Here is a 23,129-nt window from a genome sequence, read left to right on the forward strand (position 1 = left end):
TTACAGAATTTATTTTTTAATATCATAATATAGTAAATCAATCATGAACAAAATCATCGAATGCGTTCCCAACTTTAGCGAAGGGCGCGACAAAGAAAAAATCGAGAAAATCGTGGAGTGTTTCCGCGGAAAAGACAATGTAAAACTCTTGGACTACAGCAACGACGAAGACCATAACCGCTTAGTCGTTACCGTCGTGGGCGAGCCTGCCCCGTTACGGGATGCCGTGATCGAGGCGATCGGCGTAGCTGTGAAACTGATCGACCTGAACAAGCACAGCGGCCAGCATCCCCGCATGGGAGCGGTAGATGTGGTGCCGTTTATCCCGATCAAGAACACGACGATGGACGAAGCCATTGCCCTCTCGAAAGAGGTGGCCGAGCAGGTGGCTCAACGGTATGCCCTGCCCGTATTCCTCTATGAGAAGTCGGCTTCGGCGCCTCACCGCGAGAATCTGGCCGCCGTACGCAAAGGAGAGTTCGAAGGGATGGCCGAGAAGATCAAACAACCCGAATGGCGTCCCGATTTCGGTCCGGCCGAGCGTCATGCCACGGCAGGAACGGTAGCCATCGGAGCACGGATGCCGCTGGTGGCTTACAACGTGAACCTCAATACCGGCAATCTCTCCATTGCCGATGCCATCGCCAAGAAAGTGCGTTTCCTCGGCGGCGGCCTCCGCTTCTGCAAGGCCATGGGCGTGGAACTGACCGATCGCGGCATCGTGCAGGTATCGATGAACCTGACCGACTTCACGAAGACGGCTATCTACCGCGCACACGAAATGGTGCGTATGGAAGCGCAACGTTACGGCGTGAGCGTCGTAGGTGCCGAAGTGATCGGACTCGTACCGATGCAGGCGCTGATCGACTGTGCCGAATATTATCTGGGAATCGAAAAATTCTCAATGGATCAGGTGCTCGAATCGCGCATCATGGAGTAAACGCTTCGAACGATAGTACTTGTTCAGATTGATGGTAAACATATTTTAAACGGATCCAATGAACAACCTGATTGTAAAAAACGCGTCGCAAGTCGTTACATGCAGCGGATTTGTCCCGAAACGCGGAAAGGAAATGTCGGAACTGCATGTCATCGAGCATGGGACGGTCGTTGTGACGGACGGGATCATTTCGCACGTGCTGAAACCGGGCGAACCGGTTCCCGTCAACGAGGCGGAGTATGAAATCCTCGACGGCACGGGCAAAGCGCTGTTGCCCGGTTTTGTCGATCCGCATACCCACTTTGTGTTCGGCGGCTATCGTGAGGAGGAATTCTCGTGGCGCATGCGCGGCGACAGCTACATGGACATCATGAATCGCGGAGGAGGTATCGTCAACACCACACGGGCTACGCGCGAAGCGTCGGAGGAGAAGCTGTTCGAAGCAGGCTGCCAACGGCTCGACGCGATGATACGCCTCGGCATCACGACCGTCGAAGGAAAGAGCGGCTACGGGCTCGACAGGGAGACCGAATTGAAGCAGCTCCGTGTGATGCGTCGCCTCAACAGCGAACATCCGATGGACGTCGTTCCCACGTTTATGGGACCTCATGCGACGCCGGCCGAATGGAAAGGACGCGAAGACGAGTTTATCGACTTCAACATCCGTGAGATGCTTCCTCTTGTGGCGCAGGAGCAACTGGCCGAGTTCGCCGATGTCTTCTGCGAGAAGAATGTCTTTACGATTGAGCAGTCGCGCCGCTACCTGCAAGCGGCCCGCGAGCACGGCTTCGAATTGAAGATTCATGCCGACGAGATTGTCCGTTTCGGAGGAGCCGAGCTGTCCGCCGAATTGAAATGTACTTCGGCCGATCACCTGCTGCAAGCCTCCGACGAGGGCATCCGCGCCATGGCCGAAGCGGGCGTGGTAGCTACTCTGCTGCCGCTCACCGCCTTCTCGCTGCGCGAAGAATATGCGCGAGGACGTGAGATGATCGATGCCGGATGCGTCGTAGCGCTGGCGACCGATCTGAACCCCGGCAGTTCGTTCAGCGCCTCCGTACCGTTGCTGTTCGCCATCGCCTGTATTTATATGAAGCTCTCGCCCGAAGAAGCTGTAACGGCGTTGACGATCAACAGCGCGGCAGCCCTTCGTCGTGCCGACAAGATCGGCAGCATCGATGTGGGCAAGCAGGGCGATTTGGTGCTGCTGCAATTCCCGTCGTACAAGTTCCTGCCCTACCATGTAGGGATGAATATCGTGGAAAAAGTAATTAAGGGAGGAAGAGTGATTAGATAACTAAAAGTGAAAAGTGAAAAGTGAAGAGTGAAAAGTGAAGAGTGAAGAGTGAAAAGTGAAGAGTGAAGAGTGAAAAGTGAAAAGTGAAGAGTGAAAAATTATGGCTGACTCCATTTTGAAAACGAAGAGTTATCATTTTGCGATAAGGATCGTGCGACTTGCTCAAATGCTTCAGAGCGACAGGATGGAGCTTGTCTTAAGCCGTCAGATTTTGAGAAGCGGAACATCCATAGGTGCCTTGGTTCGAGAAGCGGAGTTCGGTCAGAGTAAAGCCGATTTCGTTCATAAAATGAGTATTGCGCTAAAAGAAGCTAACGAAACGCATTACTGGTTGTCTTTGATTTTTGATACCGGCTATATGGAAGAGAGTCTTTCCGTTTCCTTAAAAAAGGATTGCGAAGAAATCATTTCATTGCTCGTATCGACCGTAAAGACATCCAAAAAAAGCCTGAAAGAAAAAGAACGATCCCCCAACTTTTAGTTATTCGTTTTTCACTTTTAGTTTTTCGTTTTTCGTTTTTCACTAAATAATTTAGAAGAATATGAACTTACAAGATTTAACAGTCAAAGAATTTATTGACAAAGTAACCGGCAACGATCCTGTGCCGGGAGGCGGAAGCGTTTCCGCATTGAACGGTTCGCTGGCAGCTTCGTTAGCGGCCATGGTGGCCAATCTGACCGTGGGGCGTAAGAAGTACGCCGAGGTCAATGACGAGATGGAGGAGCTGTCGGCGCGTCTGACGGGCTTATCCGCTCAATTATTAAACGACGTAGACCGCGACGCCGAAGCATACGACCGCGTCTTTGCCGCCTTCAAGTTGCCCAAAGAGACGGACGAAGAGAAGGCCGTTCGCACGGAAGCCATCCAGCGTGAGACGAAGTACGCCGCACAGGTGCCGATGGAAGTAGCCCGTACGGCTCACGCCATGTTGCCGCTTATCGATACGGTAGCGCGCAAAGGCAACAGCAACGCGGTGACGGATGCCTGCGTAGCCATGATGTGCGCCCGCACGGCCGTGCTGGGAGCACTGCTGAACGTGCGCATTAACCTGACGTCGATTACCGACGAGGCGTTTGTGAAAGAGATGAGTGCCGAGGCCGAGCGGCTCGAGCGGGAGACGCTCGCCGCCGAACAGCAGGTGCTCGAATACGTTAAAACGGTTTTCCAATAAATACAGACTACACTATGAAGAACGTATATCAAATCGGTTCCGGCGAACTGACCTTCGACATTATCGAACAGATCATCAGTGAGAACCTCAAACTCGAACTGGCGCCCGAAGCCCGTCGGCGCATCCAGACGTGCCGCGACTATCTCGATGCCAAAATAGCAGCCTCGTCCGAACCGTTATACGGCATCACCACCGGATTCGGGTCGCTGTGTAACAAAAACATCTCGATGGACGAGCTGGGGACGCTTCAGGAGAACCTCATCAAGAGCCATGCGTGCAGCGTAGGCGAAGAGATACCGCCTGTCGTGATCAAGCTGATGATGCTGCTCAAGGCCTACGCCCTCTCGTTGGGGCACAGCGGCGTGCAGGTAATCACCGTACAGCGCATCCTCGACTTCTTCAACAACGATGTGATGCCGATCGTGTACGACCGCGGCTCGCTGGGTGCATCGGGCGACCTTGCGCCGTTGGCCAACCTCTTCCTGCCACTCATCGGCGTGGGCGACGTCTATTACAAAGGGAAAAAGTGCGAGGCCATCAGCGTGCTCGACGAGTTCGGCTGGGAGCCTGTACGGCTGATGAGCAAGGAAGGACTGGCGTTGCTCAACGGTACTCAATTCATGAGCGCCAACGGCGTATTCGCGATTCTGAAAGCGCGCCGTCTCTCGAAAATGGCCGACCTGATTGCCTCCCTCTCGCTCGAAGCCTTCGACGGACGCATCGAGCCGTTCATGGATTGCCTCCATCAGATTCGTCCGCACAAGGGACAGATCGAAACCGGCGAAGCATTCCGCCATTTCCTCGAAGGCAGCGAAATCATCGCTCAGCCTAAAGCGCACGTGCAGGATCCGTACTCGTTCCGCTGCATCCCGCAGGTGCACGGTGCAACGAAAGATGCCATTCGTTACGTGGCCTCTGTATTGCTGACCGAGATCAACTCCGTAACGGACAACCCGACCATCTTCCCCGACGAAGACCTGATTATTTCGGGCGGGAACTTCCACGGTCAGCCGCTGGCTATCTCGTTCGATTTTCTGGCTATTGCGCTGGCCGAGCTGGGCAACATCTCCGAGCGACGCGTGGCGCAGCTGATTATGGGCTTCCGCGGACTGCCAGAATTCCTCGTCGCCAATCCGGGACTTAACTCCGGCTTTATGATTCCGCAATACGCCGCAGCCGCTATGGTGAACCAGAACAAGATGTACTGCCACGCTGCTTCGAGCGACTCGATCGTCTCGTCCAACGGACAGGAAGACCACGTGAGCATGGGCGCAAACGCCGCCACGAAGCTCTACCGGGTGATGAACAATCTGGAGCTGATTCTGGCCATCGAGCTGATGAATGCGGCGCAGGGCATGGAGTTCCGCCGGCCGCTGAAAAGCTCCCCCATCCTGGAACGGTTCATGCACGCCTATCGCAAGGAAGTGCCGTTCGTCAAGGACGATATCGTGATGTATAAAGAGATACATAAGACGGTCGCCTTCCTGAAAAGAACGCAAGTAGACCATCTGTAATCACCGACCGGAAGGGGGGGGCGGAGTATCAAAAATAATAATATATTAAAAAAGATTTATATGCTGTACAACATATAAAAATATTTGCACATATCTTCTCTTTTTTTCAAACTTTGCATACATTAACATATAAAACAGTTATAAAATGAAAAAGTTTATTTTGGCCTTAGGCTTAGTGGCGGTAACCGGAGCAGTATCAGTTAACAGTAGTCCTGCAACGCAAGCACACGTCGACCAAGATTGTATTATCAGTTTTTGTCAAGGTATTACCGTTTGCGATCCGGCCTTCTCTAATCCTGATGTTGCCGCGGATTATCTTGACATGATGGAGTCTTTTTGCGATGATGAAGAGTAAGAAAACAAGGTAGTCCTTAAAGAAGAGAATGATGAAAAGGCTGATGTTTATTTTTCTTTTTGCGGCAGTTTCATTTTGTAATGCACTGTCGCAGGAAAAACTTGACGATGCCGTGTTTCGGGCGGTCTATACGTTTTCGTATAAGACTCGCCCGGATCAAACCGAGTATGCCAAGAGTGATTTAATGTATCTTGATATGGGTAAGAAAGCGTCCAAGTTTTACAGCCGTAACCAGGAGGTGAGAGACTCTATCCGCCATGCGGCAATGATGAAGAATTCATCTCCCGAAGTAGCCGTAGAGGCGGCAAGAGGTTATCAACGAGGTACGCCTCATATATATTATATATTGCAAGATATAAAGAAAGTACGTGTTACTACGGAATACGTTCTTTATGGATATATGTATGAAGAACCGCTTGTAATGCCGAAATGGACGATACTCGACGACACAATGACCTTTGTTGGCTATTCTTGCCGACGCGCAACGACCCGGTATCTGGGGCGCGAATGGGAAGTCTATTTCACGACAGATATCCCGATAAATAAAGGCCCCTGGAAATTATGGGGACTTCCGGGATTGATTGTAAGAGCCGAAGATAAAGACAGATATTTTCGCTACGAACTGAATAATTTTGAAAAACAATCATCGTCCACGCCTATTATTTATGTCCATCATAAGTTCGATATAGGAAAAGGGGCGTATGCAGGCGAAGCATACAAGCATATTACCAAGAAAACGTACCAACAATACGAAAAAACATTCAACGAAGACTTCGCCGCTTTTTCACGTATCGAATTCGGGCGTAATATCCATATGAGCCAGGATGGAAGCCCTGTCACCCATAAAATAAAGAAAGACTATATTCCGCTGGAAAAATAAGAGATAAATAATCAGAGACACCCTGTTTATAGCTCATTTCATCCAAAAGACAAAACGTTTGACCTCGAAAGTAAAATTTTATCATTTCAATAAAGCAGAGTCTCTCAGCGGCATACAATCCGACCGAATACTTTCATACTCCGCACAAGGTGTTCGGTACGATACATCCAAACAGAGAGGTATACGATGAATCATGTAAGACGATACTTCATATGGTTTTTCGCTTGGTGCATTACGACGATGGCTGTAGCGCAACAGTCACTCACGGGGCAAATTAAGGACGTCCGAACGGATCAACCGGTACCGAATGTGTACGTCATGCTTATGAGTGAGGATGGGGCTAATATCTTGGCCTATGCTTTTTCGACCGAAAATGGGTTCTACACCATTGATTATCCCGACGAGAAGCGACAAACTTTCCTTATCTCTACCTCGTGCGTAGGCTACGAAACGTTCAAACAGAAAATTTCCTCCCGTTTGCAAGTATTCGATATCGCCCTCAAAGAGTCCGTCATTCCCTTGCGGGAGGTTAAGATCACTTCGTCTCCTATTCGTCGGCAAGGCGATACGATCAACTATTACATGGCCAACTTCATCCGTCCGCAGGATCGTTCGCTGGCCGATGTGCTGGCACGCATGCCGGGCATTGAGGTGCGAAAAGACGGCCAAGTAAAGTACGGCGGCAAACCCATCAATCGCTTTTATATCGAGGACATGAATCTCCTAGAACGTCGCTATTCGCTGGCCACGAAGAATCTTTCACCTTCCGATATCGCCACCGTACAAGTCTACGAGAATCACGAACCGATCAAGATGATGCGCGGACGAAGCGACCCGGAGCAAGCAGCGTTAAATATCAAACTCAAAGAAGGAGCGCGCGCCCGATGGTTATACGCGATTGATTTTGGTCTGGGTGCATGGCCACCACTCTATAACGCTACGGCAACGTCGGCACGCTTTGCCCAAAAGAATCAGACGCTCATCGTAGGAAAAATCGACAATACGGGAACAGATATTTTTCAGGAGTTGAAGCTTCATTCGCTTGGTGCAAGAGGCAAGGTATTCGTTTTAGGCCAAGATGAGGGGCCTTCAGACCGTTTTTGGCCCATCCGGTCGTCTGCTGATCTGTTTGTACGCGACCGCGCACGCTTCAATACAAGTTCTATTGTCTCCCTCAATCACTTGCGGCGCACAGCTGCAGATACGGATCTACGACTGAACATAAACTACGGATACGAGCGCGAAGAACGTGAGCGAAGCATAGAAACGGCGTATCACTTCAAAAAACACCCTCCCGTCATTTTGCGCGATTACACATCGCAGGCAGCGAACTGGCACAAGACAGAAAGCGAACTGACCTTCCAGGCCAATAAGTCGACCTATTACCTCGAAGAAAAACTGACGGCGAACGTACATTGGAAAGATATTGCAGCAGACATCAAGGCTCCTCGTCATCAGATGACACAGCAAATGACGTTGCCGCGCATACATCTAAGAAACAAGACATCGTTTTCCCGTCTCATCGGCAACGTATCGCTGGGTGTGGAAAACGAGACAGAATATACACGTATGCCACAACAACTTACCATTGAGTCAACAGATACGTTACCGCTCTTCGGTGTACAGGCGGTAAAGCAGTCGGTAACATTCGACGAAGCCTTCAGCCATACATACGCGACGGCAGGATATAAGCGACGCCATCATACGTTCGATCTTACAATGGGTGGCATCCTTACATGGCAACGTATACGAAGTCAACTGACACCGTATCCCGAAGTGGCAGGCCATTACACGAACGACTTACAATGGCGCTCGGGTAGATTCTACGCCCAACCCTCGTACCGATTCATCTACGGTAAATGGAACATCCGTACTTCTTTCGCTGTCAATTCTCTGCACACGGATTATTCGGGTCGACGAAACCGACACACGTACATCAACCCGCACATGCGTGTCATATTTGATTCAAAGAGCGGCCTGAAACTCAGTGCGGGCTATTCACGCAACGTCCGCTACGGAAATCTTGACGGGATGGAAACAGGCTACATGATGACACGCTATAACACTTTTTCGCGCGGCATCGATCAACTGCAACGCAAAGCCACACAAACGATCGACGTTGACGCAACATACAAAACGTTCTCACAGTTTATGACATTGAATTACAATATAATTTATTCACAATACAATGATAACCTGATACCCGTAAGTTTCATCCGTGATATGTATGCGTTCTACGGTCAGGAAGTGCGTAACAAAACGTTTTCTTCTTGGACAAACCGTCTCTCGGTAAACAAGCTGTTTACAGGCATATCGCTTATCGCGGGTCTCAGCCTATCGTACAACCGATCCGGCTCATCCATCGAACAGCAAGGAACGAATTATGATTATATCAACCATTCATTGGGTATCGAGCCTTCGTTGAGATGGAACGCAAGCCCAAAACTAAATTTCGATTATACAATGGACGCCTCTCTTTCCGGGATCAGTGTGAATCGTCAACCTGTCCCTACCTATATTCCTCTCGTCGAGCATCGGCTCTACACGTTTTTTGGAGCTACCGACAAACTTTCTTTCACGCTCAACTTACAACACTTTTATAACAAAGCCCCCGGTGCATCGTCCTCGAATCTGCTATTTGCCGATTTAGGTATTCTCTATGCCTTCAAATATCTGACTATCGGCTTAGACTGGACGAACTTGCTGAACCGCAAAGAGCATATCACCACTCGATACAGTACGATCAATACTGTCATGTACACCGAACGTCTCCGCCCGTCGGAAGTACTGATCAGCATCCGATTCAAACATTGAACAACAGACGCTATTCCCCGTGCACCGTCATTCTTTCCATTTACGATCACAAAGATAGCCCGCCCGTCAGGGCCGTTTGATTTTAAGATATAAATACCCTCCCTGCTGCGACGGATAAAGCTCTTTCGTATACCAAATTTAATCTCTAACTTTGTCGGACGAAAACAGGAATAACCGTGAAGATAGGAAGATATAACACGTTACGTGTCGTAAAGAAAGTGGCGTTCGGCGTATATCTGGACGGAGGTGATCAACATGAAATCCTCCTGCCGAAGCGTTTTGTGCCCGAAGGGTTGGACATCGACGACGAGATCGAAGTATTCATTTACCACGATAACGAAGGGCGTCTGATTGCTACCACGCAGCGTCCGCTGGCCACCGTTGGCGAATTTCAGTGGATGAAGGTGAATCAGGTGACAAATGCCGGTGCTTTCCTCGAATGGGGGCTGATGAAAGAACTCCTCGTGCCCTATCGGGAGCAGAAAACCGAGATGATCGCCGGACGGTGGTATCTGGTCTACGTCTACCTCGATTTCATTACCCAACGTGTAGTGGCCTCGGCGCGTATCGACAAGTTCCTCGATAATCTGCCGCCACGCTACGAATATAATCAGGAGGTTGATCTCATCGTGGCCGACGAGACCGAGCTTGGCTACAAGGTTATCATCAATCACCTACACTGGGGACTACTCTACCGCAACGAGGTCTTCCGTACCCTTCGCAAAGGTGAGAAAACAAAAGGCTATATCAAAGAAGTGCGTGAAGACGACAAGATCGACGTGAGTCTTCAGCCTCTTGGCTACGATAAGGTAGAAGGTATCGCCCAACAGATTCTCCGGGCATTGGAGCAAAACAACGGTACCTTGCCGCTGCACGATAAAAGCGAAGCCGACGAAATCTATGCCCTTTTGGGATGCAGTAAGAAAAGCTTTAAAAAAGCCATCGGATCCCTTTACAAGCAACAACTCATCACCCTCGGTGAAAACGGAATCACACAAAAAGGAATGAAAAGCGAAAGCCCTCCGGACTGTGATAATATACTTGACGGTATCTTCGTCCGCGACGATATAGCAGGAACATCGTAAACGGTTGAGAAATCCTTTGCTTCTTACGACCGAAAATATGCAACTTTTCAGAGAATTATGCGGACACCATATTTACTTTTAAGAAAAACTGGAGAGTCATTTCAGTTCTTGAATGGTAAATCGTTTTAAAAAGCCCTGGCTCAGGTGAAAATAGACAATGCGGAAATCACGGTCTATCTTCCGGTGTAAATAGTCTCTGGCTTCAGCCAGCAACCCGGGCGTAATTTCTTCGAGTTTCACCGTAAAACCTTTAGTGATATACAACCCATGCAGAAAACAATCCTGCTCTACTTCAAATGTATGTTCGCCGATTTGACGAAAGAGAGGCGGCTGCATATCCTCGACCGAAAGCCCATTGACGAGCTTCTTCCAGCCTAAATGATTGGTGACGATCCCCCACGAGTAAAGCGGAAGCGCTACATCGAACGTTAACGGATAATCGTTCATATTTCGGGTATAAGCCTTGAGTAGCGAGAGGTCGAGGATCGAGTTGGCCGAATCGTCTCCGGTGGGATCGGAGGTCGCGTAGCACATCAGGTAACCCTTGTCGGCCGGCGGCACGCCCGTCTGTTTCCTGTCCTTGATCTGATGCAGGCGTAACGTACACGATATGTTCTTCGCTGAATGTTTTTTCAGCACTTCGAGGAAACGGAAGTACGCGTTTCGGGTACGTGTCGTCCAGTCACAGTCGATCTTAATTTCGCGTATTTCCGGAAAACGGTTGACGGTGGCGATGTCCCGAATCAGTTTTAAGGTATGTTCGGCGAGTTCGTCGATCTTTTCGTCCGTCATATCGAGAAACGTACGGTTCGTAATGAACACGACCGGTACATATTCCGCCGGCAGGACCGCTGCATCGAAACGTTTGATTTTAGCTACGGGCACCGGCTTTCCTTCTTGGAGATCGATATCGAAAAGTCGGATAAAAAGCCTCTCACAAGCCAGCGAGTCGAAATAATTTTTTTCCGTCTCACCGATATGTACATCGGCTTTCCAGTAATAAAAGTCGACCGGATGGTTGCGTTCGCGGCGGCAACCTGCTGCCAATATACTAAATAAAAATAAATATATCAAACTCTTAGTATTCATTTCTGTATCCTATTGATTGCACAAATATAAGTATTAAAATTATTATCTTGAAATAACAGTTTTGTGAACCATTTTGCTGCAATTTTGTTTATGCTTAAAATTGATTGCATTCATTTGATCCGAAAAGATTCATTTCTCTCAAACACAAATATCGACAGCAAGACCGAAAGAAAAGATTTCTCTAAAAATCAAAGGGTACACATCAAATCACTGAATTATTTTTATAACATTTAAACTTTATATGGTATGAAAAAGAAAACTTTTATTGCAGTCGTACTGAGCATTATTTCGGTTGCTGTATTCGGACAGGAAAAGATCAAAGACGTGCGGACGAATCCTACGCTTTATTTCTTACAGATCGAAGACGTAGCAAGAAGCCTCGACCTTCTGGCTCCTCCTCCGCAACCGGGCAGCATTCTTTTTCTTCATGATCAAGCGCAGTATCAATGGGGAAAGATGCAGCGAAACACGCCACGCGGCGAGCAGGCTTTTTCGGATGCCAACGTAGATGGGGATGGTGTGCCGCAAGCCTTTTCAGAAGCTTTCGGAGTCCGTATCTCGAAGGAGACAACCCCCGAAATTCACAAGTTGGTCTTGAATATGCGCGAAGACGCGGGTGATCTGGCCACACGCGGCGCCAAGGAGCATTACATGCGCATGCGTCCGTTTGCTTTTTATCAGGAAGAAACGTGTAATCCTAAGCAACAGCAGGAACTTTCGACCAACGGTTCTTATCCCTCGGGACATACCGCCATCGGTTGGGCTACGGCACTCGTACTGGCTGAGATCAATGTGGATCGTCAGAACGAAATCCTTAAAAGAGGATATGAGATGGGGCAGAGCCGTGTTATCTGCGGGTATCATTTCCAGAGTGATGTCGATGCCGCGCGTTTGGTGGCCAGCGCTGTTGTTGCCCGTCTGCATGCCAATGAGAATTTTATGGTGCAGCTCGGCAAGGCCAAGCAGGAGTTTGCCAAACTCGTTAAGGAAGGCAAAGTAAAGAAAAGCGAGACACAGGTAAACTGAAACGGGTGGACGTATGATGAAACAGTTTATTCTCATACTTCTCGGTCTGATGTTGATGGGGACAGCCCATAGTCAGGACGAGGAGAAATTAACGGTGAAACCTTCGGGGCGTATCCTGATGGATGCGGGAGCGTTCCATGCCGACCATTACAACGACAAATTCAATGATGGAGTTGCCATCCCCGATGTACGCATCGGGTTTGGAGCGCAGTACGGCAAATGGAAGAGTAAGGTCGATGTGGGATTTGCTTATGCAAAAATCTCGCTGAAAGACATCTTTATGGAATACGTCTTCAATAAGGAGAATCTGCTTCGCGGAGGATATTTCGTCCATCAGTTCGGGCTGCAGAGCGCAACAAGTTCTTCCTTCAAGATCACAATGGAGGAACCGGCCAGCAATCAGGCCTTTTTCAACTCCCGTCTGGTCGGTCTGATGTTTCTTCATAATAAAGGGAAGTTTTTCGGTACACTGAGCCTCTTTGCCGAAAGCGAAGCGATGAAACAAAGTACGGATAAACTCGGCAATGAAGGCTACGGTATGATGAGCCGACTCGTCTACCGCCCCCTGCGCGATCCGGGTAATATCCTTCATATCGGTCTTTCAGGTGCTTTCGAATCGCCTCGATACAGTGCCAAACCCGAAGATAATCATCGCTCGTATGCGTTGAAGTCGGAATTTCCGACCCGTATCGCGCGCGTGGCAGCTCAGCAGGCCGACATCACCGAGGCGAAGATGCTTTACAAGTTTACGCCCGAAGTAATGGCGGCTATCGGTCGTTTGGCTATCGAATCGCAGTATTTTTTCGTGACGGTAAATCGTGAAAAGGATTTACCCCGTTATCAGGCAAGCGGTGCGTATGCCCTTTTAAGAGGACTTGTAAAAGGTAATGGCTACGTTTACTCTGATGGAGACAGCGGTATCCGTACACCTGCTCCGGGTTCGATGGAGCTTGTATTAGGATACAACTACACCGATCTGTCCGATCATAAAGCCCGGATACTCGGAGGGCGGGTGAACGACTGGTCGCTCACCTTCAACTATTATCCGAACAAATACATGATCTGGCGTGTCAGAGGTTCGCTGACAAAAGCAACCGACAGAGCCGGCTATGACGATACCAATCTGAGTCTTATCGAGACGCGTTTTCAGGTGAAGTTTTGAATCCGTCAGAAAAACAACACAATCATTTCAATTTAATCATTTCAAAACATGATAAAAAGAAAAAAAACATTCCGGATTCTTCTGCTTCTGTTGTGTCCGGCTGTAATGATGGCACAACTGGAACGTTCGCAGGAATTCAGAAGCGAATATAAATTGAAAGAAGTGGTTATTCTCAGTCGCCATAATATTCGCTCACCACTGTCTTCGAACGGCAGCGCACTTAGTCGCCTGACACCCCACAAATGGACGGAGTGGTCGTCAGCTCCGAGCGAACTGACACTGCGCGGAGGAATACTTGAAACAATGATGGGGCAGTTTTTTCGCAAATGGCTTATTGAGGAAGGTCTTTTTGAGGAAAATCATGTACCGACAGCAGATGAGCTGAATTTTTACGCCAACAGCATGCAACGTACTATTGCTACGGCACAGTACTTTTCATCCGGATTTATGCCGGTGGCAAATATCAGAGTCAACCATCGCTTTTCTCCGAGCAAGATGGATCCCGTCTTCTTCCCTCGCCTGACCAAAGTGAGCGACGCTTTTCAGACACAGGCGCTGAAAGAGATTGCAGCTATGGGAGGCAAAAAAGGAATTGTCGGGATCAATGAGAAGCTGGAAGATTCATATAAAGTAATCGCTAAAGTGCTTGATCTAAAATATTCTCCATCCTGCAAAGCGGGAGAGACATGTGCATTCGATGATTACAACACACAGATCTCACTTGTCAAAGGTCAAGAACCCAATATGACGGGATCGTTAAAGTTGGCAAACTCCGCATCCGACGCATTTATTCTTCAATATTACGAAGAGCCTGACACGGTCAAGGCCGCTTTCTGCCATTCGATCACGAAGAGTGATTGGGAAAAGATTGCAAAGGTCAAGGATGTGTATGGTGATGTACTCTTTGCGGCGCCGATTGTGGCTGTCAATGTAGCTCATCCGTTACTTGTGTATTTGCAGGACGAGCTGAATGCATCCGCGCGTAAGTTCACATTTCTCTGCGGACACGACTCGAATATTGCCAGTGTCAATGCTGCACTCGGAATAGAAGATTACGAACTTCCTCATTCTATCGAAAAGAAAACACCGATAGGCTGTAAACTCGTGTTCGAAAAATGGGAGAACCATGAAGGTAAGACCTATATTGCCGTGAACCTCGTTTATCAAAGTACCCGGCAATTACGCGAGCTACAGATGCTCACGCTCGAACATCCTCCGATGGTCTATCCGTTAAAACTGGAAGGTTTACAGGCGAATAATGAAGGACTTTATTCCTTCGAAGATATTCAATCACGTTTTAATCGCGCAATTTGTGAATATGAAGAAATAAAGTAGATATTATTTCCCCAAACGGGGCGCGCCGGCAGCCGAAAAAATGCCTCGCTGCTTGGAGCGAACATCTTCGACCAGATAAAAAGCATCCGGATCGAACAAGTTCACCAGACGAACGACTTTCTTCTCCGACTTACGACTTACGACGGTCTCGATAACCGAGACCTCGGAGATCGCTCCTTCGCCCTTAAGGCACGTAGAGCCGAATCCGTTATCGTTGAGGAGACGGGTCAGCTCGGCACCGTCTTTCTTCGTATAAATGCGGAACAACAGAAAGCCGATGGCAATCTTGTTCTCCACCATAATCCCCACGAAATTACCGGCCGCATAACCACCGGCGTATGAGAGATAAGCTACGATATCGTTGGCGTTAGAAAATATTTGCGAAATCACAATCACCCAGATAAACACCTCAAAGAAGCCGACAACCGGCGCTTTCTTTTTTTCTCCTTTCGAGACAAAGATGATGCGCAAGGTTCCCAAGGTCACATCGCAGATACGACCAAAGAAAATAATCATCGGTGTTAACCAAGGATAAATCTCTAAAAATTCGAACATAAACGTATAAAATTTTCGTGTTGTTTGCTGCAACGGCGATATTGATAATACGCGGCAAAGATAACGTTTTCTAACGGATCGCGCGAACAAAACGGCAGGCATTCAGATCATCCGACGCATTTTTTCTCTTTTTCTTGTCCGATGCCGGAATTTTATCTACTTTCGCAACTTCATCCAAACGACAGGTTATTTGAACAATGATACAAGCGCGAGGAATAAGAAAACGCTTCGACAAGCTGGAGATTCTGAAAGGTATTGATTTGACGATCGACGCCGGAGAAATCGTAGCCATCGTCGGGCCGAGCGGTGCCGGAAAAACGACCCTGCTGCAAATTATCGGAACGTTAGACAAGCCCGACAGCGGCACACTCCTGATCGAAGGCATCGAACCTTTCCGGCTCAACGAAAAACAGATGGCTGATTTCCGCAACCGCCATATCGGTTTCGTCTTTCAGTTTCATCAGTTGCTGCCGGAGTTTACCGCGCTCGAAAACGTGATGATCCCCGCGCTGATTGCCCGCCAACCCACCTCTGCCGCCGAAAAAAGGGCGAAAGAACTGCTGGATTTTCTCAAACTTTCCGACCGGATGACGCACAAGCCCGCCGAACTGTCGGGCGGCGAAAAACAACGGGTCGCTGTGGCACGCGCGCTCGTCAACCGGCCTTCCGTGATTCTGGCCGACGAGCCTTCGGGCAGTCTGGACACGCAGAACAAGGAAGAGCTGCATGCGCTGTTCTTCGACCTGCGGAACGAAATGGGACAGACCTTCGTTATCGTCACACACGATGAGCAGCTGGCGACGCAAGCCGACCGTATCATTCACATGAAAGACGGACAGATATGAGTACGGCCACACGGACCACTTTCGGCCGATTGGGCGTGGTGCTCGCCACCATCGGGAGCGCCGTAGGGTTAGGCAATATCTGGCGTTTCCCTTATATGCTGGGCACCAATGGGGGCGGCGCGTTTCTGCTGATTTATATCCTCTGCGTGTTGCTTCTCGGACTGCCGGCCGTCATCGCCGAGTTCTTCATCGGCCGACACACGCAACGCAACGCGGCCGGAGCCTTCAAAGCCATAGCGCCCGGTACGGCATGGGGGCTAATCGGTTACAACGGAGTTCTGATCGCGTTCCTTATTCTCGGCTTCTATTTCGTCATTGCCGGATGGACTTTTGAATATCTTTTTCAATCCGTGACCGAGCCGTTAACCGGTAAAACGACGGCCGACTTCGAAGCGGAATTTTTCACCTTCTCTTCCGAGGTTTTCCGCCCGGTCTTCTGGACCATACTCTTCATCGGGCTTACGCATTTCATCGTGACGGTAGGTGTGAAGAACGGCATCGAGCGGGCCTCGAAATTCCTGATGCCGCTACTCTTCGTCATCATGCTCATACTGTGCATACGCAGCCTGATGTTTTCGGGCGCTCGCGAAGGGTTGGAGTTTCTCTTCAAACCCGATTTCGGGAAAATCAACTCGTCCGTCGTGTTCAGCGCCATGGGGCAGGCATTCTTTTCGCTCAGCATCGGCATGGGATGCCTGATTACGTACAGTTCGTATTTTCATAAAAAAACCAACTTGCAACGTACTGCAATCGAGGTGGTGGTACTCGATACGGTCGTGGCGCTGCTGGCCGGAGTGATGATTTTTCCGGCCGTCTTTCATTTCGGTGTCGAACCGACCGAGAAAGTCGCCCTCGTATTTATTACGCTGCCCAACATCTTCGCCCGGATGCCTTTCGGAAACGTATGGGCTTTCAGCTTCTACCTCCTTTTGGGCGTAGCGGCGCTGACGTCTACCATCTCGCTGCACGAAGTAGCCACGGCCTACATTCACGAAGAACATGGCATCAAACGCAAGCGGGCAACCGTCTACGTATCGCTCGGCACCTGTATTCTGGCCGGATTCAGCTCGCTCTCGTTCGGACTGATGAAAGACTGTACGCTTATCGGGATGACATTCTTTGAATGCCTCGATTTTCTGACCGCTAAAATCATGCTGCCTCTCGGAGGTATGCTCACCTGCATCTTTGTCGGGCATCGCATCGACCGAAAAATCCTGAAAGCCGAACTGACGAACGAAGGCAGCGTGCCGTTCCATTTCTTCCGAACCTATCGTTTCCTTGTGCAATACATCGCACCGGCAGGTATCGGATTGATTCTGCTTTATCAGTTTGGCGTCTTCAAGCTCTCCGGTTAATGAGCCCTCATTTACATTCGTAATCTTCCATACACAGGTCTCTAAAGACAAGGCAAACGCTCCCCCTCCCTCCAAATTCCAGTTACACGTAACATATGTTGGAAGACCTCGCGAAACTATATATTAGTTGCCAACACAAGAAATTTATTTACCCACATGAAAAAGATTTTATTCGACTTTTGCAAGTTCAATAAATGATTGATTATAGAAAAAAACGCACATTTAGCGAGCCTCTGTTATTCATCATTCTACAGTACTTAACAAAAAAGGTCAAACTTCACAGTCTGACCTTTTTCCAAATCAACTAAAACAAACAACTATTTATCTATGGTAAATCGGTAGATACACCGACTTTCATAGCTATTTTCGGGCCGAAGTTCCGTTGTCGGGAACTCCGGATGATTCGGACTGTCGGGGAAATGCTGTGTTTCCAAGCAGAGTGCCCCCCGATAAGGATAAGTTACTCCCTGTTTTCCAATATCCTTTCCGCTCATGAAGTTACCGGAATAAAATTGTATCCCCGGTTCCTTCGTATATACTTCGAGTACGATTCCACTCACGGGACTGATCGCTTTTGCCGCGAGTTTAGTCACATCGCCATTCGTATTCAAGACCCAATTATGGTCGAATCCACGACCTCTTACGATTTGTTCCGATGAGCTATCGATATGCAAATTCAACGCTACCGGATCACGCAAGTCCATTGGAGTTCCTTCGACCGGTGCGATCGAATCGGGAATCAGCATGCTATCAACCGGCGTATAATAGTCAGCATTGATCATTATCAGATGATCGAGCACCTGCGAGCCGGGCACACCGGAGAGGTTGAAATAACTGTGATTCGTTAAGTTCACTACGGTCGGTTTGTCGGTTGTTGCAGCATAACGTATATCGATCTCATTTTCTTCGGTCAGGAGATATGTAACCGCAACATGCAGGTTCCCGGGGAATCCGGCTTCCCCATCGGGTGAAAGATACGTCAGTTTCAACGTCTTTTCATCCGGCTGTTCCGCTGTCCAAACCTTGGTATGAAAACCCTCCGGACCTCCGTGGAGGCAGTTCGTCTCATCGTTTTTCGGCAATGTATAGGTCACGGAGTCTAAGCTAAACGAAGCATTTGCGATCCGGTTTCCATACCGCCCGATAATCGCCCCGAAGTTTCCGTCCGACGCCAGATAATCGGAAATTTTATCATATCCGAGCACGACGTCTGTCATCTTCCCGTTTTTATCGGGTACCATCACAGAGACAATGCGTCCGCCATAGTTCGTAATGCAAACTTCCATCCCTCTATCATTGGTAAGAACATATAAGGCAGTCGGATGACCTTCTACCTCCGATACGAAATGCTCCTTGTTCAGACCGGATATCGTTAACTCATCACCCGTTTTACCACACGCTGTCAACATAACGACAGCAGCCAACATACTTAAAACCAATTTCTTCATCTGTTTATTTCCCTCTCTGTTTCTGTTTCTTTTTTCATTCCCTCTCCGTCTTTTTTTCGTTTCGTGGCAATGTGCCTAAAAAACGGTTTGTGTTTTTATAACAAAGAGAAATTAGAGATTGTTCATGAAAAAAAATTTTTTTGTTCGCACTTTTCAATCGTTGGTATAAAAAGACGAATGAGAAGCGGAAAACAAAATCTTTACTTCCTGTAAAAACGTGACGAGCAGGATAAGAGAAAGGGATTCGTTCGGTTCTTCCGACATCGGTTCGAGTTGATACGCAAAATGATTTTATCGAAAAAAATATCTTATTTTTGTACTTTGAAGTAAAGGATGATATTCATGATGGAAAAGATTGATTATGCAACAGAAATAAACCGCCTGCGAAAAGAGAAAAATGCGTTTATTCTGGCACATTATTACCAGACAGGAGAGATTCAAGATATTGCCGACAAGGTGGGCGACAGTCTTGCATTAGCTCAATGGGCGGCTAAGACAACGGCTGATATCCTCGTGCTCTGCGGCGTACATTTCATGGGGGAGACAGCCAAAATTCTCTGTCCGGAAAAAAGGGTACTCATTCCTGATATGGAAGCGGGCTGTTCGCTGGCAGACAGCTGTCCGGCCGATGAATTTGAGAAGTTTGTCAAAGCACATCCGGATCATCGGGTAATCTCGTATGTGAACACTTCGGCAGCCGTCAAAGCGTTGACTGATGTTGTAGTCACATCGACGAACGCACACAAGATTGTTGCGTCGTTCCCTCAAGATGCTTCACTGATTTTCGGGCCGGACCGGAATCTGGGTAATTATATCAATCGTATTACCGGGCGCAACATGCTTTTATGGGAGGGCGCATGTCATGTACATGAACAATTTTCACCAGGGAAAATCCTTGCTTTGAAGAAGACACACCCCGAAGCGGAAATCATTGCACATCCCGAATGCAAACAATCTATCTTGCAAATGGCCGATTTTATCGGCTCGACGGCCGCACTGCTGCATCATGCCGTACAATCGCCGAAAACGGTGTTTATCGTATCGACCGAGAGCGGTATCATCCATGAGATGCGTAAACGTAATCCTCACAAGACGTTTATTCCCGCTCCTCCGAACGACAGCACGTCCCCCTGCAACGAATGCAACTTTATGCGTTTGAATACGATGGAAAAACTGTATCGTTGTCTGCGAGATGAAACACCTGAAATACTCGTAGACGAGACCATTCGTCTTCGAGCCGTCAAACCGATTCGGCGCATGCTGGAGTTGTCATGAGACATTGCATTTGCATGCCCGTGAACAGACGAGATGATTTATCGGTCGGTCGATGCCAGCTTTCGACCCTGTGGGAACGTTCGGTACGTATCGTACGAATACCTTTCTTGGGATGGGCGGTATGTGTGCTCATCGGACTCGATGTTCATGCACACGACATTCCTTTTGTACCTCCGGTTTACAACTACACAACGGCCATGTATGGAGGGGGTAACCAGAATTGGGCCGTGGCGCAGGGTGCCAACGGTGTGATGTATATCGGCAACAACAACGGCCTGCTGTGTTTCGACGGGGTCAACTGGGAGTTGCATCGACTACCTAATCACTTGTCCGTCAAATCACTTTTTGTCGATACGACTGCGAGGCCCGAACGAATTTATGTCGGGTCGTTCGAAGAGTTCGGATATTTTACTGCCGACGCCGCTCACCGCCTCACGTATCATTCGCTCAAACCACTTGTAAAGGATTATCTTTTCCGCAACGACGAAATCTGGACGATTCATAAGGTCGGGACGGTCATTTACTTTCAATCTTTCTCCTCTTATTTCGCTTATCGTCCCACCGACGGTCTCATCCGCCATGCTCGCCCATACCCTGCGCCGCTTTATTTTTTCGAGGCCGGTGGAGAGCTGGTCTCGCAACTGATCAATGACGACTTTTATCGATTCAATGAGAATGGCAAGGCGGAACGGCTCTTCGAGCGCAAGCAGGTAGGCGATGACGATATCGTTTCGGTACTGCCTTTTGGCAGAGAGTGGCTGCTCGTCTCGTCACAACACGGGTTCTTTATCTTCGACCCGGCAACGCATGCCATACGCCCTTGGCCGACGGATATCGACTCCGAACTGCGCACAGCGGCCGTCAACCGTGCGGTTTGTACACACGATTCGATTTATATTGTCGGTACGTTGAATAAAGGATTGTTCGCCGTCGGTCGAGACGGGACGCGGCGATGGCTTCTACATCGGCAAAACGGACTGAACAACAACACGGTACTCGGTCTGTTCGTCGATCGCGATCATCATGTATGGGCTGCGTTAGATAATGGTATTTCCCTTGTTCATACGCGATCGGAATTGTCGTTCTTTCAACCGGACGGCATTCAGTTGGGCCTGGTAGAAGAGATGCTTTTTTACGACGGCAAGCTCTATCTTGCCACCAATCAAGGGGTTTACAAATCATCCAGAATAGACGGACAGATGGATCGGTTGCCGGGCTTCGATACGCAATCGTGGTTTATCCGTTGCTTCGACGGACAGATGATTACAGGTAATAACCGCGGCACATCATTCATCCGGAACGACCGGAATCTCCCCCTTGAAACGAGCACGGGTGGAATGGATATCCGTCAGGCGCGGCTGCATGAGCAGGACGTGCTGATCGAGTCGACATACACTTACCTGTCCGTCTATCGCCGGAACGAGGCCGGCCGCTGGATGTTCGCCCGACAGATTGACGGGTTCTATGACCTGATCCATCACCTTGAGACAGACCATACCGGAAATATCTGGGCCGGACACATGTATAAAGGAGTGTATCGGCTGCGACTGAACGATTCGTTGAGCACCGTTGTCGAGACAACTTATTTCCCCCATTTACATCCTGCCGACAGCACCCCGGCACACATCCGCGTGATGAAACTGCGCGGGCGTATCGTCTTCTCCGACGGCCGACATTTTTATACTTATGACGACATTGACCGACGGATCGTGCTCTATGAGCAACTCAACACACAACTCTGCGGACTGGAAGACGTCAACCGCATGACCGCCATCAACGACAGTCTGTACTGGTTCGTGTGCGACGGCGCTTATGTGCTTGTCGGGCTGCACAACAATATCTATCGTCTGCGCGAAAAAATTCCGTTTGCCATTTTGAATCATCCGCCCAACAGCGGACGCGGTAACGTACATGTAACGAACGATGGGGTATCGTATCTTTGCCTCGACGGTGGCATCGCACGGTACTTGCCGCAATCGGGTATCCCTTATCCTCCGAAAACGTTACGCCTGCATGCCGTGTCGACCTACAATCGCAGGAACGACCAACGTCAGCATCTGCCGGTCGATGTACCTCCGGCTCCGATCGATTATGCGTTCAATCATCTGACGTTTGCTTTTCAGTATCCCGATTTCTCGCGGAAGGCTTTCCGGATAGAGTGCCTGCTGGAGCCATACGACACACGATGGATAGCTACCGATGATCACCGTCGTATCGAATATGCCTACCTGCCTGCCGGTGAATATACATTGCGGGCGCGTGTGCTCAACGATCTTGGAGAGGAACTTTCGGTTCTTTCCTACTCGTTCCGTATCCAAAAACCGTGGTATCGGACGTTCACGGCCGGCGTCGGCTATCTGTTTCTCGGGATACTGCTGATGTTCTTTTTTATCAGGCTGTACACACGTCGTGTAATGCGCAAACGCAGCGCGTTATTCGAACAGCAGGAGAAGGAACGGATAGCACAGCTCGACCGGCAGGAGAAACTGATTACAGCCTTGCGCAACGAACGGCTCGAAGCCGATCTGACTCACAAGGGCAAAGAACTGGCAGGCGCCACGATGAACATCATCAACCAAAAAGAGTTTCTCAATAAGTTAAAACACGAGATACAAGCGGTAATTCTCCGGGAGAAGATGAATAAGAACGAAGGTCACAAACTCCTCGCACTTATCGACAGCAACCTCTCGGACGAAGACGATTGGGTACTGTTTCAGGAAAATTTCGATTTGATTCACGAAAATTTCTTCCGCCGGCTGCAGGAGCAGTATCCGGTACTGACCCCGACCGACCTTAAGCTCTGTGCCCTGCTCCGCCTTAACTATTCCTCGAAAGAGATCGCGAACATGCTGAACCTGACGATTCGAGGAGCCGAGGCCGCACGCTATCGCCTGCGCAAGAAGCTGAACTTGCCCGAAGAAGTCAACCTTGTTTCTTTTATGATTGATTTCAAGTAAGTTTTTCGTACGTTTGTGGTCAAAA

General features: G+C 49.0%; 19 protein-coding genes. 16 read left to right on the forward strand and 3 right to left on the reverse strand.

From position 1 onward, the window contains the following. The first annotated feature begins 43 nt into the window (after positions 1 to 43). From ftcD to BFO_RS03455, 9 genes are all read left to right on the forward strand, one after another. Entirely contained in the window at positions 44 to 940 is an 897-nt protein-coding gene (gene ftcD / locus BFO_RS03415; RefSeq protein ID WP_014224205.1) for a glutamate formimidoyltransferase, read from the forward strand. A 58-nt stretch (positions 941 to 998) separates the two neighbouring features. Beyond that, complete coding sequence (gene hutI / locus BFO_RS03420; protein WP_014224206.1) at positions 999 to 2,237, forward strand: imidazolonepropionase; 1,239 nt, start codon at positions 999 to 1,001, stop codon at positions 2,235 to 2,237. Positions 2,238 to 2,337: 100 nt separating this feature from the next. Further along, positions 2,338 to 2,718, forward strand: a complete 381-nt coding sequence (locus BFO_RS03425) for a four helix bundle protein (protein ID WP_014224207.1) — start codon at positions 2,338 to 2,340, stop codon at positions 2,716 to 2,718. Between the two features lie 61 nt (positions 2,719 to 2,779). After that, a complete protein-coding gene (locus BFO_RS03430) occupies positions 2,780 to 3,409 on the forward strand; it encodes a cyclodeaminase/cyclohydrolase family protein (RefSeq protein ID WP_014224208.1) in 630 nt (209 codons plus the stop codon). Between the two features lie 14 nt (positions 3,410 to 3,423). Beyond that, positions 3,424 to 4,923 (forward strand): histidine ammonia-lyase, encoded by a 1,500-nt coding sequence (gene hutH, locus BFO_RS03435; protein ID WP_014224209.1) that lies wholly within the window; start codon positions 3,424 to 3,426, stop codon positions 4,921 to 4,923. 145 nt (positions 4,924 to 5,068) lie between these two features. After that, complete coding sequence (locus BFO_RS03440; RefSeq protein WP_014224210.1) at positions 5,069 to 5,278, forward strand: hypothetical protein; 210 nt, start codon at positions 5,069 to 5,071, stop codon at positions 5,276 to 5,278. Between the two features lie 28 nt (positions 5,279 to 5,306). Beyond that, entirely contained in the window at positions 5,307 to 6,158 is an 852-nt protein-coding gene (locus BFO_RS03445) for a GLPGLI family protein (RefSeq protein ID WP_014224211.1), read from the forward strand. Between the two features lie 186 nt (positions 6,159 to 6,344). Further along, positions 6,345 to 8,972, forward strand: coding sequence for a peptidase associated/transthyretin-like domain-containing protein (locus BFO_RS03450; RefSeq protein ID WP_014224212.1), 2,628 nt, complete (start codon positions 6,345 to 6,347; stop codon positions 8,970 to 8,972). 176 nt (positions 8,973 to 9,148) lie between these two features. Continuing rightward, positions 9,149 to 10,057 carry a CvfB family protein gene (locus tag BFO_RS03455; RefSeq protein ID WP_014224213.1) on the forward strand — a complete coding sequence of 303 codons (909 nt, stop codon included), beginning with the start codon at positions 9,149 to 9,151 and terminating at the stop codon, positions 10,055 to 10,057. A 96-nt stretch (positions 10,058 to 10,153) separates the two neighbouring features. On the opposite strand, the gene BFO_RS03460 is transcribed toward BFO_RS03455, so the two are convergent. Then, on the reverse strand, positions 10,154 to 11,146 hold the full coding sequence (locus tag BFO_RS03460; protein WP_014224214.1) for a hypothetical protein: 993 nt from the start codon (positions 11,144 to 11,146) through the stop codon (positions 10,154 to 10,156). 246 nt (positions 11,147 to 11,392) lie between these two features. On the opposite strand from BFO_RS03460, the gene BFO_RS03465 reads away from it, so the two are divergent. Genes BFO_RS03465 through BFO_RS03475 form a run of 3 tightly spaced genes read left to right on the forward strand, consistent with a single transcriptional unit; the run spans position 11,393 to position 14,669 of the window. Further along, positions 11,393 to 12,172, forward strand: coding sequence for an acid phosphatase (locus BFO_RS03465; RefSeq protein ID WP_014224216.1), 780 nt, complete (start codon positions 11,393 to 11,395; stop codon positions 12,170 to 12,172). 16 nt (positions 12,173 to 12,188) lie between these two features. Beyond that, positions 12,189 to 13,334, forward strand: coding sequence for an OprO/OprP family phosphate-selective porin (locus tag BFO_RS03470; RefSeq protein WP_041591090.1), 1,146 nt, complete (start codon positions 12,189 to 12,191; stop codon positions 13,332 to 13,334). 48 nt (positions 13,335 to 13,382) lie between these two features. Then, entirely contained in the window at positions 13,383 to 14,669 is a 1,287-nt protein-coding gene (locus tag BFO_RS03475) for a histidine-type phosphatase (protein WP_014224218.1), read from the forward strand. Between the two features lie 3 nt (positions 14,670 to 14,672). On the opposite strand, the gene BFO_RS03480 is transcribed toward BFO_RS03475, so the two are convergent. After that, a complete protein-coding gene (locus BFO_RS03480; protein ID WP_041591091.1) occupies positions 14,673 to 15,224 on the reverse strand; it encodes a DUF2179 domain-containing protein in 552 nt (183 codons plus the stop codon). Between the two features lie 197 nt (positions 15,225 to 15,421). Here BFO_RS03480 and BFO_RS03485 point away from each other — a divergent pair, with 197 nt between their 5' ends. Together BFO_RS03485 and BFO_RS03490 are read left to right on the forward strand one after the other, a co-directional pair. After that, positions 15,422 to 16,069, forward strand: coding sequence for an ABC transporter ATP-binding protein (locus tag BFO_RS03485; RefSeq protein ID WP_014224221.1), 648 nt, complete (start codon positions 15,422 to 15,424; stop codon positions 16,067 to 16,069). Further along, a complete protein-coding gene (locus tag BFO_RS03490; protein WP_014224222.1) occupies positions 16,066 to 17,424 on the forward strand; it encodes a sodium-dependent transporter in 1,359 nt (452 codons plus the stop codon). The genes BFO_RS03485 and BFO_RS03490 overlap by 4 nt, the downstream gene beginning before the upstream one ends. A 317-nt stretch (positions 17,425 to 17,741) precedes the next feature. On the opposite strand, the gene BFO_RS03495 is transcribed toward BFO_RS03490, so the two are convergent. Continuing rightward, positions 17,742 to 18,872: an aldose epimerase family protein gene (locus BFO_RS03495; protein ID WP_041590639.1), complete on the reverse strand. Its 1,131-nt coding sequence runs from the start codon at positions 18,870 to 18,872 to the stop codon at positions 17,742 to 17,744. Positions 18,873 to 19,214: 342 nt separating this feature from the next. Here BFO_RS03495 and nadA point away from each other — a divergent pair, with 342 nt between their 5' ends. Both nadA and BFO_RS03505 read left to right on the forward strand, forming a co-directional pair. Further along, positions 19,215 to 20,147 carry a quinolinate synthase NadA gene (gene nadA / locus BFO_RS03500; RefSeq protein WP_014224225.1) on the forward strand — a complete coding sequence of 311 codons (933 nt, stop codon included), beginning with the start codon at positions 19,215 to 19,217 and terminating at the stop codon, positions 20,145 to 20,147. Positions 20,148 to 20,161: 14 nt separating this feature from the next. After that, entirely contained in the window at positions 20,162 to 23,104 is a 2,943-nt protein-coding gene (locus BFO_RS03505; RefSeq protein WP_014224226.1) for a triple tyrosine motif-containing protein, read from the forward strand. The last annotated feature ends 25 nt before the right edge of the window (positions 23,105 to 23,129 follow it).

The organism is Tannerella forsythia 92A2 (genome assembly GCF_000238215.1).
Taxonomy (GTDB): domain Bacteria; phylum Bacteroidota; class Bacteroidia; order Bacteroidales; family Tannerellaceae; genus Tannerella; species Tannerella forsythia.

Bases quoted from the DNA above. Each gene is read 5' to 3' on its own strand.
- BFO_RS03460 (WP_014224214.1), bottom strand. From the start codon at position 11,146: ATGAATACTAAGAGTTTGATATATTTATTTTTATTTAGTATATTGGCA.
- BFO_RS03440 (WP_014224210.1), top strand. From the start codon at position 5,069: ATGAAAAAGTTTATTTTGGCCTTAGGCTTAGTGGCGGTAACCGGAGCA.
- BFO_RS03445 (WP_014224211.1), top strand. From the start codon at position 5,307: ATGATGAAAAGGCTGATGTTTATTTTTCTTTTTGCGGCAGTTTCATTT.
- BFO_RS03490 (WP_014224222.1), top strand. From the start codon at position 16,066: ATGAGTACGGCCACACGGACCACTTTCGGCCGATTGGGCGTGGTGCTC.
- BFO_RS03495 (WP_041590639.1), bottom strand. From the start codon at position 18,872: ATGAAGAAATTGGTTTTAAGTATGTTGGCTGCTGTCGTTATGTTGACA.
- BFO_RS03505 (WP_014224226.1), top strand. From the start codon at position 20,162: ATGCCCGTGAACAGACGAGATGATTTATCGGTCGGTCGATGCCAGCTT.
- hutH (WP_014224209.1), top strand. From the start codon at position 3,424: ATGAAGAACGTATATCAAATCGGTTCCGGCGAACTGACCTTCGACATT.
- nadA (WP_014224225.1), top strand. From the start codon at position 19,215: ATGATGGAAAAGATTGATTATGCAACAGAAATAAACCGCCTGCGAAAA.
- BFO_RS03465 (WP_014224216.1), top strand. From the start codon at position 11,393: ATGAAAAAGAAAACTTTTATTGCAGTCGTACTGAGCATTATTTCGGTT.
- BFO_RS03480 (WP_041591091.1), bottom strand. From the start codon at position 15,224: ATGTTCGAATTTTTAGAGATTTATCCTTGGTTAACACCGATGATTATT.
- BFO_RS03450 (WP_014224212.1), top strand. From the start codon at position 6,345: ATGAATCATGTAAGACGATACTTCATATGGTTTTTCGCTTGGTGCATT.
- hutI (WP_014224206.1), top strand. From the start codon at position 999: ATGAACAACCTGATTGTAAAAAACGCGTCGCAAGTCGTTACATGCAGC.
- BFO_RS03425 (WP_014224207.1), top strand. From the start codon at position 2,338: ATGGCTGACTCCATTTTGAAAACGAAGAGTTATCATTTTGCGATAAGG.
- BFO_RS03470 (WP_041591090.1), top strand. From the start codon at position 12,189: ATGAAACAGTTTATTCTCATACTTCTCGGTCTGATGTTGATGGGGACA.
- BFO_RS03485 (WP_014224221.1), top strand. From the start codon at position 15,422: ATGATACAAGCGCGAGGAATAAGAAAACGCTTCGACAAGCTGGAGATT.
- BFO_RS03430 (WP_014224208.1), top strand. From the start codon at position 2,780: ATGAACTTACAAGATTTAACAGTCAAAGAATTTATTGACAAAGTAACC.
- BFO_RS03475 (WP_014224218.1), top strand. From the start codon at position 13,383: ATGATAAAAAGAAAAAAAACATTCCGGATTCTTCTGCTTCTGTTGTGT.
- ftcD (WP_014224205.1), top strand. From the start codon at position 44: ATGAACAAAATCATCGAATGCGTTCCCAACTTTAGCGAAGGGCGCGAC.